Annotated in this window: 11 protein-coding genes; 4 read left to right on the top strand and 7 right to left on the bottom strand. The window is 55.2% G+C overall.

Annotated features, from left to right (window positions below; all coding sequences use genetic code 11):
* Nucleotides 1–102: 102 nt before the first annotated feature.
* Together tatC and tatA are read right to left on the bottom strand one after the other, a co-directional pair.
* Nucleotides 103–1,104, bottom strand: a complete 1,002-nt coding sequence (gene tatC, locus LEPIL_RS08485; protein WP_002771839.1) for a twin-arginine translocase subunit TatC — start codon at nucleotides 1,102–1,104, stop codon at nucleotides 103–105.
* A gap of 6 nt (nucleotides 1,105–1,110) precedes the next feature.
* Nucleotides 1,111–1,377, bottom strand: a complete 267-nt coding sequence (tatA, locus tag LEPIL_RS08480) for a twin-arginine translocase TatA/TatE family subunit (RefSeq protein WP_002771838.1) — start codon at nucleotides 1,375–1,377, stop codon at nucleotides 1,111–1,113.
* A gap of 84 nt (nucleotides 1,378–1,461) precedes the next feature.
* On the opposite strand from tatA, the gene LEPIL_RS08475 reads away from it, so the two are divergent.
* Together LEPIL_RS08475 and trxA are read left to right on the top strand one after the other, a co-directional pair.
* A complete protein-coding gene (locus tag LEPIL_RS08475) occupies nucleotides 1,462–2,262 on the top strand; it encodes a hypothetical protein (protein ID WP_002771836.1) in 801 nt (266 codons plus the stop codon).
* Nucleotides 2,263–2,458: 196 nt separating this feature from the next.
* A complete protein-coding gene (gene trxA, locus LEPIL_RS08470; RefSeq protein ID WP_002771834.1) occupies nucleotides 2,459–2,770 on the top strand; it encodes a thioredoxin in 312 nt (103 codons plus the stop codon).
* A gap of 62 nt (nucleotides 2,771–2,832) precedes the next feature.
* Here trxA and LEPIL_RS08465 read toward each other — a convergent pair whose 3' ends face one another.
* Nucleotides 2,833–3,144 (bottom strand): hypothetical protein, encoded by a 312-nt coding sequence (locus tag LEPIL_RS08465; protein WP_002771832.1) that lies wholly within the window; start codon nucleotides 3,142–3,144, stop codon nucleotides 2,833–2,835.
* A 78-nt stretch (nucleotides 3,145–3,222) separates the two neighbouring features.
* Between LEPIL_RS08465 and LEPIL_RS08460 the strand changes: the two genes are divergently transcribed.
* Nucleotides 3,223–5,394 (top strand): cAMP/cGMP-dependent 3',5'-cyclic-AMP/GMP phosphodiesterase, encoded by a 2,172-nt coding sequence (locus LEPIL_RS08460; RefSeq protein WP_002771830.1) that lies wholly within the window; start codon nucleotides 3,223–3,225, stop codon nucleotides 5,392–5,394.
* On the top strand, nucleotides 5,395–9,729 hold the full coding sequence (locus tag LEPIL_RS08455) for a DEAD/DEAH box helicase (RefSeq protein WP_002771828.1): 4,335 nt from the start codon (nucleotides 5,395–5,397) through the stop codon (nucleotides 9,727–9,729).
* A gap of 41 nt (nucleotides 9,730–9,770) precedes the next feature.
* Here the strand turns inward: LEPIL_RS08455 and LEPIL_RS08450 are convergent, their stop codons facing one another.
* The 4 genes from LEPIL_RS08450 to LEPIL_RS08435 all read right to left on the bottom strand — a co-directional run bounded on the left by LEPIL_RS08450 (nucleotide 9,771) and on the right by LEPIL_RS08435 (nucleotide 12,271).
* Complete coding sequence (locus tag LEPIL_RS08450; RefSeq protein ID WP_002771825.1) at nucleotides 9,771–10,274, bottom strand: YiiD C-terminal domain-containing protein; 504 nt, start codon at nucleotides 10,272–10,274, stop codon at nucleotides 9,771–9,773.
* A 14-nt stretch (nucleotides 10,275–10,288) separates the two neighbouring features.
* Nucleotides 10,289–10,771 (bottom strand): MarR family winged helix-turn-helix transcriptional regulator, encoded by a 483-nt coding sequence (locus LEPIL_RS08445; protein WP_002771823.1) that lies wholly within the window; start codon nucleotides 10,769–10,771, stop codon nucleotides 10,289–10,291.
* Nucleotides 10,772–10,870: 99 nt separating this feature from the next.
* Nucleotides 10,871–11,971 (bottom strand): pyridoxal phosphate-dependent aminotransferase, encoded by a 1,101-nt coding sequence (locus LEPIL_RS08440; RefSeq protein WP_002771821.1) that lies wholly within the window; start codon nucleotides 11,969–11,971, stop codon nucleotides 10,871–10,873.
* A gap of 27 nt (nucleotides 11,972–11,998) precedes the next feature.
* On the bottom strand, nucleotides 11,999–12,271 hold the full coding sequence (locus LEPIL_RS08435) for a hypothetical protein (RefSeq protein ID WP_002771819.1): 273 nt from the start codon (nucleotides 12,269–12,271) through the stop codon (nucleotides 11,999–12,001).
* Nucleotides 12,272–12,302: the final 31 nt, after the last annotated feature.

The raw sequence follows: 12,302 nt of genomic DNA, 5'->3' as shown, positions 1-12,302 counted from the left end.
TTAAAGGTTATTCCGGTTAACCGTGTAATGCGGGTTTGACGACACAGGAAGTGTCGCCTTCAAGGGCAATATCGAGCAGGCTAATTGAAGTCGCCAGACGCCTTATGCAGCGTCGGACTGCGCCATCTCTTTAGCTCTCTCTTTATCTCTACGCCTGCGACCCTTTTCAATCAGCCAGACGATACCGACCGAAATCGCATAGAGCGCCCAGAGCGGCAGAGCCAGTGCAAAGAGGCTGAACGGATCAGGTGGAGTGAAGAATCCCGAAAACGCCAGGATTCCAAGCAGTACCACCTTCCAGATCTTCTGATGATAGGCGACCGGCACGATGCCGATCACACCGAGCACGACGACGACCATGGGCAGCTGAAACGTAATGCCCGAGCCGAGCACGATCATAAAGAGAAAGCTGTAATACTTCTCAAGCGACGTCTGTGCGATCACTCCTTCGGGTAAGAAGGTATAGAGCATCATGTCAAGACTGAGCGGAAAGATGTATTGATAGGCAAAGACGACTCCGCCCCAGAAGAGCAGAGTCGATGCGGCGACTCCGGCATGGCCGATGCGAGCGATCTTTTTGCTGACTGCCGGCGTCACAAAGCCCCAGAGAAGCGAAAGGGCGATGGGCAGTGTGATCAGAGAGCCGATCATCACGGCAAGCTTGAAGTAGATCTCGATAGAGCCATACATCGAGCCGAGAATGAGCCCCGGCGAGGCCTGCGTGGCAGGCAGTTGAGCTACTACGGCCTTATACGGGGCTATTAAGAAGCTGTGGATGCGCTCAATGAAGATGCCTGTGACCGACGACGTAACGACAAGGATGCCGATGATCCAGAGTAATCTAAAACGCAGTTCTTCAAGGTGATCGCCGAGCGACATGAAACGCTCACGGTCAGATTCCTCATAAACGGAGTTCTCGGACTGTGTAAACGAGCTTTCACTCTGTTCTGGCTCTGCGGGGACGTTTTCGGGAGGACGGGCCGTGTAGCCGGTGTAGCCCTGGGTATTCCCGGTCGGTAGCAGGCCGGGCTTTCTTCCAGGAGGCAGGACACGTTTTTTCGAAGCAGTCTTGCGACTGCTCCGCTTCTTACCGGATGCAGCCATTCAAGATCAGGCCTTGCGAGAGGTTTTCCGGGTGGCCTTCTTCGTCGTCGGGCCCGGCTGGTATTCGATCTGACGCGGTTGTTCGACCTGCGTGGTCTTCTGCTCTTCTTCAAGAGGAGAGGACATGCTGCGTCTGAATTCTTTGATACCGGATCCAATATCCCGGGCAAGCTCGGGAATCTTGCGACCACCGAAAAGAAGCAGGGCAATGACCAGAATAATGATCATTTCCGTGCCGCCGATTCCGCCGATAAATAGCGTAGTGGAGAACATATCTCCAGGAAAATCGTCGTTCTCAAAAAAACAATGAAAATCAGCTTTTCAGCGAGGGCGTTCGCTTGAAAAACAGAGGAAGCCATGGCCATTACACGTGAACAGCGTCAGAATTTCACACGCATCTCGGAGCCCTATAAACAACAACTGGACGATCTGTCGAGAGAGCATTCCATGTTGAATGGAGTTCTGAAGCAGGATGCGGCCATGGCCCCGTATGTGAAGATCCGCCAGGCCATGCTATCCTTGCAGAAGTCGACTCTGTATATACGACTTGATGCCTTTTCACAGAAGATACAGAATCTGCGCAGCGATACGAATATCAGCACGGCTCGAAAAGAGGTCTCAAACGCCCTGGCCGACCTGGTTAAACTGACCGGCGCCGTCAGCGACATGACCCTGACCGAGAATCAGGAGGTGCTTGATCAGTTTGTGCTTCTTGATCCTAAAAAGAGACTGAACCTGATCGATGGCTTCCGTCAGGTTCTTGATATGACGAAGGAGGCCGAGGGAACGGGCAAGTACCGCTGGTATTTCGCCGAGCTCTATATGAATCTCTCGCTTCTGGCCTTTGTTTTTATGGATTTCAAGCTTTTTGAGCGAACTAAGAACCCCGGCGAGCCGGGCTATGCCGAGAGCAGGGATCATCTCGACCTTTTGATCGATACGGCGAGCACGGCGGCCCGCGAATACCGGCAGAAATACGAAATGGCGGGCAAGGACGTCGGGGATCTACAGAAGGCGATCAAGCTGCTTGAGATGTTGAAGATGATCTATTCTTTTGCCGGCAATCCCGAAGAGCAGAGCAAAAACGAGCTGAACCTGACGTCGATGAAAGCCACGGTCGAAGACATTTTAAAGAAGAAGAAACAGGAGAAGAAATAGTCCCTGAATCCATTTACCCCCTATGGGTATAGAAAAAGAGTGGCAGCTGGCCCTCCTCTTATTATTTTCTAACTATCGGGCGAGCGAAATCGACCTGATAGAACTGACGGCCACGACCGGCAAAAGGGCAGATGGGCCCGCGAAAAGCGATGGACGTCCTCCTTGCCGCTGAGGAAGGAGAAACAGGAGATAACAAATGGCAGTAACCGCAATTACAGACGATACATTTACAGATCAAACATCGAAGGGACTGGTTCTCGTGGACTTCTGGGCGGAGTGGTGCGGGCCGTGCCGCATGCTTTCCCCGATCGTGGAGCAGCTTTCCAACGAGATGGGTACGGTACAGTTCCGCAAGATCAACGTAGATGAGAACCCCTCTGTCGCCTCGTCTCTCGGCATTTCTGCGATTCCGACCATGGTTCTTTACAAAGACGGCAAACCGGTGGACCGCATCGTCGGGCTTCTGCCAAAAGACCATCTGAAAAAGGTCCTCGAAAAGCACCTGTAATCTACTGAATCGAAAGAAATCGGCTTTGAGAACGGCGTTTCAGCGAAAAGCGGGAACGCCGTTCAATCATCGGCGACATAAATCGTAACCGGATGCACATGAGCGTCCGTTTCGGTGCTTTCCACGGCTACGGGGAACTTCATAAGCAGCAGGGCGCTCTGTTCGGCATTGAGCCGCAGCTCATGCCGGTGCCCGGCGGACTCTTCGAGCACAAAGGCGCTCTGACCGGCCTCCAGATCGGCAAATCTCATGCTCAGCGGATGGCTGTGGCCCAGTGCTACTCCCACCTGCGCCTGTATTTTCGGATCAGAGTTCGAGGAAGAGCAGGCCGCTGCCAGCATATTAAAAAAAAGGATTGCCGTCGTTTTCCGCATCTCGTAGTCCGATAATATACAGAACCTAAATACAGTCAATTTCAGGCGTATCAATCACAATCTCTCCGTGAGAGGCCTATGTCGAAGATCATTCTGACCGAACCATATACAACGCTTCCGCGGGGCGGATACCTGCTCGAAACCTCTGTCGGGTATATTCAGATCGGCTCGCCGCCTGAGACGATCAAAGATACGATGATGCTTCCGAGGAGTACGCCTTTCATTTTCGTGCTTCCGAATCAGTTTTTCCATGTCTCGAAGGGCATTTCTGTCGCCGAGCTTGAATTCCCGATCTACTACAACCACTTCCTGCGCCAGAAAAAGACCTATGTCGTCTGTACTGAGGAACAGCGCGAGCAGTTCCGCATCGTTCTCAACGAGGCCATTTTCGGCCCTGAAGAGCTCGATCTGAAATCCGACTATGCGAACGGTGAGCAGAGCTTCGGCTTCCCGAATATGAAGGCCGAGATCGACTACTTCCGCGGAAACCGCGAGATGGACGACCTTGTGCGCTTCGTCATCTTCAAAGACAATCAGGTGCGCTTCAATAACGTCACGATCGTGAAGAGAGACGACGGCAACTTCGAGGTGCACGACTCCGACTGGAATAAAAAGACCGACCTACCGGGTGAGGTCGGCTACAACATCATCTATGATACGGGCGAACGCATGCCCGAGCCATATCAGCCGCCGCTGCTCGGCGTTACCTGTCTCGGCCCCAGTCACGGCTTTGACCCCGACGATAACACGTCGGGCTTCATCATGTGGATCAATCATCAGGGCGTGATGGTCGATCCGCCTGTGAATTCGACGGAATGGCTGCGTCGCTCCAACGTGAATCCGAAGCTGATCAATACGGTCATCCTCACGCACTGCCATGCCGACCATGACGCCGGCACGTTCCAGAAGATCCTCGAAGAGGGTAAGATTACGATCTTCACGACCGTAACGGTCATGCACTCGTTCATTCGCAAATATCATGCGCTGACGCAGATTCCCATCAAAGAGCTGTATACGCTGTTTGACTTCGTTCCCGTCGTTATCGGTAAAACGTATATCATCAACGGAGCGGCCTTCCGTTTCAACTATGCCTTGCATTCGATTCCGTCTCTCAGCTTCGAATTTCAGTTTCAGGATCAGTCCTTCATTTATTCGTCGGATCACCTGAATGATCCCGATAAATTCAAGGAGCTTCTTGATAACGGAGTGCTGACCGAAAGCCGCTATCGCGATCTGCTCGACTTCCCCTGGCATTACGATATCATCTATCATGAGGCGGGCATTCCGCCGCTGCATACTCGAGTCGACTATCTGTCGACGCTGCCCGAAGAGGTGCAGAAGAAGATCACCGTCTATCATATCTCGCGCAAGTCCATGCCGCCGGAATCACATCTCACGCTTGCGAAATTCGGTATCGAGAACACCCTCTATCCCGTCGTGAAAACGCCGCCCCATGAAGAGGCCTATCGCATCCTGGATGCCCTTGCGAACGTCGATATTTTCAAGAACTTCCCCATAGCGAAAGCGAAAGAGTTCCTTACGATCGCCGACAAAGAGCTGTATAAACGCGGCGACGTGATCATTCGCAAAGATACGGCGGGCGATAAGTTCTTCATTCTGCTTTCGGGTAACGTTCGCGTCGAAGGTATGGAACAGGAAAGCTTCGAAGAAGAGAACGTCACGAAGCGCTACGGCACCTACGAGTATTTCGGCGAGGCGTCGCTCATTCTCGATACGCTGCGCAGCGCCGACGTCGTAGCCGAAACCGACGTGCAGGCTCTGACGATCGAGAAGGCGCGATTTCTGAGTTTTATTCGCGGAACCGACCTGATGGAGAAGTTCGAGAAGCTCAACCAGATCCGACGTACCGGAACGTGGGAGACGCTGTCCAATTCGCGCTTCTTTCGCGGCATGACGTCGGCTCAAAAGACGAGCATGGAAATCCTCATGGAAGAAGAGGAGATTCCTGGCGGTCGCGATCTTATTACCGAGGGCAGCAATTTCGACGACGTCTTCATCATCAAACGAGGCGAGGTCGACGTGCTGCACGGGGGCCGTACGATAGAAACGCTTGCCTGGGGAGATTTCTGCGGTGAGATCTATAACTTCCAGAAAGGCTTCACCTCGACGTTAACCTTCCGTACAAAAACGACCTGTCAGGTATACCGCATCAGCCGCAACGGCATGCTGCACTATATACACGACAATCCGGGCGTGTACATGCGCCTGAACTACGTCTACGGGAAGTAAATGGGCGGCGCAGCCGGATTCCATCCGCTGCTTCGCGAGTATTTTGCCCGGCGCTTCGGGAGTCCGACGGAGATCCAGGAGATGGTCTGGCCTGTCGCTTCCTCGGGCCGCCATCTGCTGGCCCTGGCGCCGACGGGCTCGGGCAAGACGCTTGCCGCCTTCTATTCGTTCATCAATGACTTCGTTACCGAACGTCTTGCATCAGGCACGACGCGGTTGCTGTACGTATCGCCGCTCAAGGCGCTGAATAACGACATCCGACGTAACCTGCTTCTGCCGCTTGAAGAGCTTCATTCGGAGTTTGAGAATGCCGGACTCGCCATGCCCGAGATCCGCGTCGTTACGCGAAGCGGCGACACCCCGCAGTCCGAACGAAACCGCATGCGGCGTCATCCGCCTGAGATCCTCATCACTACGCCCGAAAGCCTGAACCTTCTGCTCGCTTCGGGGACGGCCGGCCTGATGTTAAACGGGCTTCGAGCGGTCATTGTCGATGAGATTCACGCCATCGCTCCGGGCCTTCGCGGCGCTCATCTGATGACGGCCATCGAACGTCTGGAAGAGTTAGCCGGACCTCTGCAGCGCATCGGACTTTCAGCAACGGTCGCCGACCCCGATCGCATCGCCCAGTATCTTGGCGGATGGCAGGGCGAAGAGCGTCGCCCCGTTCAGCTGCTTTATGAAAAAAGCCCGGCTCGCGCTGAGCTGGATATCAAGGTGATCTGGAATCCCGCCGCCGACGGGCCTCTTGATACGCCGGCCGAAACCGTATGGGATGCACTCGGTGCTGAGATCTATGCAAAGATAAAGGCGGGCACTCGTATTCTATGTTTTACGGAAAGCCGTCGCGTCGTTGAGCGTGTGGCCGCTCTTGTGAACGATCTGCATCAGAAGCAGGCAGAAGAAGGCATGACCGTCGAGCCGGTCGCCTTTGCGCATCACGGTTCGCTTTCGCGTGAGATCCGGCTTGCCGTAGAAGAGGCCTTCAAGGCCGGGCGGTTGCGCTGCGTCGTCGCCACTTCGTCGCTTGAGCTGGGCATCGACATCGGCGAGCTCGATGAGGTACTGCTTCTGCAATGCCCTTCGTCGGTGGCCTCGGCGATGCAGCGCCTGGGAAGAGCGGGGCATCGTCCGGGCGAGGTTTCGCGAGGCACGCTGTACCCGCTGCACAGCATGGATCTTGTAAACGGCGTTGTGCTGCGACGGTTAGTCGATCAAAGGCGGCTTGAGCCGATCCGGCCGCCTTCTTCTCCGCTTGATCTGCTTGCACAGGTTCTGATCTCGATGGCCTGTGAGGCCGAGGCCGCCGGGCATAGCCTGAACATAGAGCGCGCCTTTGAGCTGCTTCGACGATCCGATACGTATCATAAACTGGATCGGCGTCATTTTGACCTGACGCTTGAGATGCTGCAGGGACGTTTTCAGGGCCTTCCTTTCTCGGGCCTGCGCGCTTCGCTTAACGCTGCGGGTTCCGATTCGCTCCTGCCTGCGCCCGGAGCGCGGCTTCAGCTGTATCAATCAGGAGGAACGATTCCGGAACGGGGCCTTTATAAACTGCGATTGAGCGGCGGAGAGCGAACGCTTCTTGGCGAGCTGGACGAAGAGTTTGTGTGGGAGCGTCGCGCCGGCGACCGCTTCGTTCTCGGCTCCAGGCTCTGGCAGATTCAGTCCATCGGCGACAGCGAGGTGGAGGTCATTCCGGCGACGACGGGATGGGGCATGAGCCCGTTCTGGCGGGCTGATAGCAGAGATCGCGAGAACGGCTTTGCCGATGCCGTCGCCGATCAGCTTGATCTATGGAATCAAGAGATGCAGCGGCCCGGTTTTCTTGATCGGCTGCGGAGCGAAGAAGGAGATGACGTCGCGCGCGAACTGCTTCTTTTTCTTCAGAGGCAGCGGGAGGCCTCGCATGCCGACCTTCCGGGGCGTTACCGCATCGTCGCCGAAGTGCTTCCAGGAGAGGACGATAGTTATCCGGTCTTTCTGCATACGTTCTGGGGAGGTCGTCGTAACCGTCCCTTTGCCCTTGCTCTTGCCGCACAGCTTGAAGGGCGGTATCAAACGCGCATCCCGTATTATGCAAGCGACGATGGCGTCATCGTCGTGCTTCCCGCACCGCCCGAATCCGAAGATGTTTTCAGCCTGCCGCCTGAGTTGCTCGACGTACATCTGGAGAAGGCGCTGCCCGAGTCGGGCCTGTTTGGCGGGCAGTTCCGTCAGTCCGCATCGACGGCGCTGCTGCTTCCGCGAAAGGGCTTCGGTCGACGGACGCCGCTCTGGCTGCTTCGCGCCGCTGCCGGGCGTCTGCTTGAAGCCCTGTCTGGAAAGGGCGAGTTTCCGGTGACGGTGGAAGTCTACAGGGCGCTTCTGCGTGATCGCTTCGATATAGACGGATTACGAGAACGTCTGGACCAGTGGCAGACCGGTCAGATCGAGTTCGTCATGCGGTATGTAGACCAGCCGACTCCGTTCGCTGCGGGCATTGATTTTCAGCGTGTGAATGAACTGACCTACGAGCCTGACCGTGTGGGCGGGGCCGGCCACCGATCGAGTTATTTTCAGGAGCTTCTCGGGAACAGGTGGATTCCCGTCAGTCGAGATTCAGTTAAGCTTTTTGAAATGCGGTCGCTTCGTCTACAGGCCGGGTATGCGCCCGATAGCGAGGCGGCCCTTTCGTCGTGGCTTGAAGAGCGTAGCTTTATTCCGCAGTCGGAGTGGCAATCGCTTCGTGATGTTGTGAGCCAGAGTAAGGCAGCCGTGATTCTCTCGGAAGCGGCCCGGAACGCCTCAGACGCGAGCGCTGCGGGATCGGGCGATTCTGCGGTCGCCGAAGCCTACCGTTTCGCGGGGGCTCGTGAGTCCTTTGTTTGCTATCAAGGGGTTTCAGAGATCCTTGATCGAACGTCAGCGGGAGAAGGGCGTGACGTGCCCGGAGCTGGTGATCTGCTTCTGCGGTTTCTCGATTGGTACGGTCCTGTGACTCTGGATCGCATCAGAGATCTGTTCGGCGATCTGACGGAGCGCATGCTTGAAGAAATAGATGAGCAACTGATCCGGGCTCCCTTAATCAAAGACGACGCTGCGGACTGCCTGTGTCTGCGGCGCAACCTCGAACGAATCTACCGACTGCAGAGACATCATACAAGGCTTGCGCCGCCACTCCGTCCGCTGCGTTTTCTCGCGCTTCTTGTCGCCCACAGGCAGAACGTATCGGTGGTTTTTCGCAAGCCGCCTGCGCAGGTGGAATTCTTGCAGCAGACGATGGAGCGGCTTTTTGGATCGACGGCGCCGATCTCTCTCTGGGAGCAGCAGATATTCCCTGCTCGCATCGAGGGTTATACGACGGCATCGCTCGATGCGCTTTTCACGGATTCCTCACTATGCTTCACGGGAACGGGAGGCGAGTCGGTATTCTTTTTTCTGGAAGATGAGGCCTCTCTTTTTTTAAAACAGAATGATCTGAATGAAAAGCAGCGTTTGCAGATTACAGCACACTCGGGCGGGCAGTCGCTTTTTCGTGCTGAGGCCTCGCAGAGAGAGGCGTTGCTTCAAGCGCTTCAGGAGGGATTGGTTGCCGGACGATCGATTTCAGTGCTTCGCAAGGTGGCTCGCACTTCGTTTCGAGACAGCGAAGAGCAGCGGCCACAGCGCCGTCGCTGGCAGTCGCAGGCAGATACATGGTCCGTTCCGGGTCGCGCCTTTGATACGGATCCTCTGGTCGTCGAAGAGCAGAGCCGGCTGCGCGTGCGGCTTCTTCTTGATCGATACGGCATCATCTTTCGCGAGCTTTTACAGAAAGAGCTGCCCGCACTTCGCTGGTCTTCGGTCTTTCGCACGCTCTGTCGCATGGAGCTTGCAGGCGAGGTGCATGCCGGAGCCTTTTTCGAAGGGTTAACAGGATTGCAGTTCCTATCGGCCGAAGCCTATAAGTGGATGCAGGGCCTTGAAGCCTTTCTTGAAAGACGGCATGTATGGTGGCTCAATGCATGTGATCCGGCGTCGCTCTGCGGCCTCGGCCTTATGGTCGATGAAGAGCGTCCACTGCCGTCAAGGCTGCCCGGTAACCGTATGATCTACAGAGGGGAGAAGCTTGCAGCCGTGCTCACAAGGCAGGGAAGGGTGATTCAGTTCTTTGACGCTCCCGACGAGATCGATGATCTGAAACAGGCGCTACTGGCCCTTCTCTATGTCGATTTTGAGCCCGCAGCACGCCTGACGGTCGAGATCATCAACGAACAGCCGTCTCTTCAAAGTCCGTACCGATCCGCTCTCGAAGCTATGGGCTTCCAGAGCGACGGCAAGGCGCTTGTCTGCCACCGAGAGAGAAGCTTTTAAGGGCCTGTAAAACTCTTTGATACGTCTCTTTTTCAACGCATCTATTTCCCAAGTCGCCTTATGTAAATCACCTTACGCACACGGGCAACAACGGTGCCTTTTTCATCGACGATGACCTCTTCAAACGACCAGTCCGTCTTCTTCTCAGCCTCGACCTTTGCTCGAATTCGTTCAAGCTCTTCGTCGGGCAATCGGAACGTCGCCCGCACCGTTCCCGTACCGGGCTTTACGAATTCGATGCTTGCCGATTTATCCCAGACCATGTAGCCCGTTCCAAGACGCTGCATGAGCATAAACATATACCACGGATCGGTCATCGAGTAGAGCGATCCGCCGAAATGCGTGCCCACATAGTTGCGGTTATAAAAATGCATCTTCAGCTTAACGGTGATCGCGCTGTAGTCGGGCGTTACCGACTCCACCTTTACGCCCGCTCCAAGATAGGGGCCGAAAACATTGATCGTTCGATGAAAGCCGATCCACTTCTCCATACGCAACCAGAGAGCGTCGGGCTTGAATTCAGAGAGAGATGGCCTTCTTGACATGAAAATCCTCGCAATCAGGGAGCGTCGCGTCCCGGTTTTTCGTAGATGATGTTAGGCGAACGTTCGGCATCGACGACGGAAAGAAAGATGCCGCGAAGCAGTCGACGCAGCGTCTCGCGTTCCTGGCGCGACAGAGATCGCGAAAGATGCCTGTGCAGGTCGGGTAGAATTCGCAAAAGAGCGGGCCGTAGCTTCTGCGCTTTCGGCGTAAGGCGAATCGGACGGATGCGACGATCCTCGGACTCGCCCCTTTCAATGAGCTGCTCTCTCTCAAGGCGCTGTACAAGGGCGGTCAGCGTCGATTTGTCGCGATGAATGGCCCGTGCAAGCGGCTGCATGGCGCTTTCGCCTTTTCGGGCCAGATAGAGCAGGATTTCAAGATGTGTGCGGCCGATATCGAGCCCGATGCGGTCGAGACGTTCTTTTACAAAACGATCGGCCTCCTCTTGAAGGCGGAGCAGGAAATGCACGAATACCGGATGATCGCTGCGGGACATGGTTTGATGTCAAACCAAATCGGTCGTCCGCTTTCGACAATCCTTTTTTAAGAGTCTGCGCGAAAAGTTTCAGATGAGTTGCCTCTGATTCGAGCTGGATTATTTCATCAGCTCTTTCAGGGCGTCAATACCGCGATGAAGAACGGACTCTTCGGCCGCATACGAGATACGAATCCAGTTCGTCTCGTTTGTAAAGATGCGACCAGGAACTACAAGCAGCTCTTTCTCTTTAATGGCCCTCTCACAGAAGGCCATGTCTTCACCGGGCACCTTAGCGAAAAGATAGAAGGCGCCTTCGGGCTCGTAGAACTCGGTGACTCCTTGAAGTCCGGCACGTATGAGATCGCGCTTTTTGCGGTAGTCGTCGACATAAGGCGTCATATCGGTTTTCAGCGCCTCCACGCCGGCCCACTGCACGGCAGAAGGGGCACAGACGACCGTATACTGCTGCAGCGTCGTCATCGCCTTCATGATCGTCTGCGGGCCCGTCGCCGCCGACAGGCGCAGGCCCGTCATGCTGTAGGATTTCGAGAATCCGAAAAGAGTGAGCGTCTCGGGATAGATCGACCCGGCGCTGATAAATTTCTTATCGTAATCGAACAGGGCATAGATCTCATCAGATACGAGCAGCGCTCCCGTTTCTTCGGCCAGATCGGCGAGGGCTTTGATCTGTTCGGCCTTCATGATATAGCCCGTGGGGTTAGACGGACTGGAGTAGATGATGAGCTTCAGTCGATCTTTCGGGATCTTCTTCAGATCGTCAGCGGCGAAGGTTTGCGGAAGAAGCGTTTCTTCGGCTCTGAAAAAAGAAACGAGGCCTCGATAAATGAGAAAAGCGGGCGAAACAAGCAGCACCCTGTCGCCGGGATCGATCGTCGCCATAAAAAGCAGCTGAAGAAGACTCGAAACGCCCGAGCTGATAAGCACGCGATCGGCCTGCGTTGCAATGCCGTTCTTCTCGCGAAAGTGGGCCGCCATCGCCTCGCGAAGCTGCGGTATACCCTGCGTCTGCGTATAGGCCGTGCGGCCCTCTGTGAGCGCCTTTGCCGCCGCATCGACGATGTTTCGCGGCGCCGGAAAATGCGGCTGGCCGATGGAAAGATTGATCGGATTCTTCAGATCGCCGGCAAGATCGAACATCTTTCGAATCAATGACGTGTCGATGTGATTCATGCGCGAAGAAAGGATGGCGTCTTTCATTATCTTCTCCGGAAGGCGTTTGTGGTTTTAGTTGTAGAATTTGTTCATTTCGTCGATCAGGAAGTCGCCGATGATGCGCTGCCGCTCGTCGGGAGCCTGATCGAGTACCTGTTCGCGAAACCGCAACAGAAGGAAGTTGATCGTCTGATCTTTCGGCTTCTTGTTCTGATTCGCATGGCAGGCTCGTATATACATAAGCATCGTCGGAACGTCGGACTTCAGAATACGGGACTTCGTATGGACTTCGAGAAATCCCTTCAATCGTTCAAGAAGTTCCTCTGCCGTCGGAGCCTGAACCATAGGTCAGGAATGCCCGAATGACGCGGCCGTA

The sequence above is a fragment of the Leptonema illini DSM 21528 genome (assembly GCF_000243335.1).
Lineage (GTDB): Bacteria > Spirochaetota > Leptospiria > Leptospirales > Leptonemataceae > Leptonema > Leptonema illini.
This window is presented reverse-complemented; position numbering and strand designations above follow the sequence as displayed.

Coding starts and splice junctions, on each gene's coding strand:
- LEPIL_RS08435 (WP_002771819.1), bottom strand. CDS start 12,271: ATGGTTCAGGCTCCGACGGCAGAGGAACTTCTTGAACGATTGAAGGGA.
- trxA (WP_002771834.1), top strand. CDS start 2,459: ATGGCAGTAACCGCAATTACAGACGATACATTTACAGATCAAACATCG.
- LEPIL_RS08475 (WP_002771836.1), top strand. CDS start 1,462: ATGGCCATTACACGTGAACAGCGTCAGAATTTCACACGCATCTCGGAG.
- LEPIL_RS08460 (WP_002771830.1), top strand. CDS start 3,223: ATGTCGAAGATCATTCTGACCGAACCATATACAACGCTTCCGCGGGGC.
- LEPIL_RS08440 (WP_002771821.1), bottom strand. CDS start 11,971: ATGAAAGACGCCATCCTTTCTTCGCGCATGAATCACATCGACACGTCA.
- tatA (WP_002771838.1), bottom strand. CDS start 1,377: ATGTTCTCCACTACGCTATTTATCGGCGGAATCGGCGGCACGGAAATG.
- tatC (WP_002771839.1), bottom strand. CDS start 1,104: ATGGCTGCATCCGGTAAGAAGCGGAGCAGTCGCAAGACTGCTTCGAAA.
- LEPIL_RS08450 (WP_002771825.1), bottom strand. CDS start 10,274: ATGTCAAGAAGGCCATCTCTCTCTGAATTCAAGCCCGACGCTCTCTGG.
- LEPIL_RS08455 (WP_002771828.1), top strand. CDS start 5,395: ATGGGCGGCGCAGCCGGATTCCATCCGCTGCTTCGCGAGTATTTTGCC.
- LEPIL_RS08445 (WP_002771823.1), bottom strand. CDS start 10,771: ATGTCCCGCAGCGATCATCCGGTATTCGTGCATTTCCTGCTCCGCCTT.
- LEPIL_RS08465 (WP_002771832.1), bottom strand. CDS start 3,144: ATGCGGAAAACGACGGCAATCCTTTTTTTTAATATGCTGGCAGCGGCC.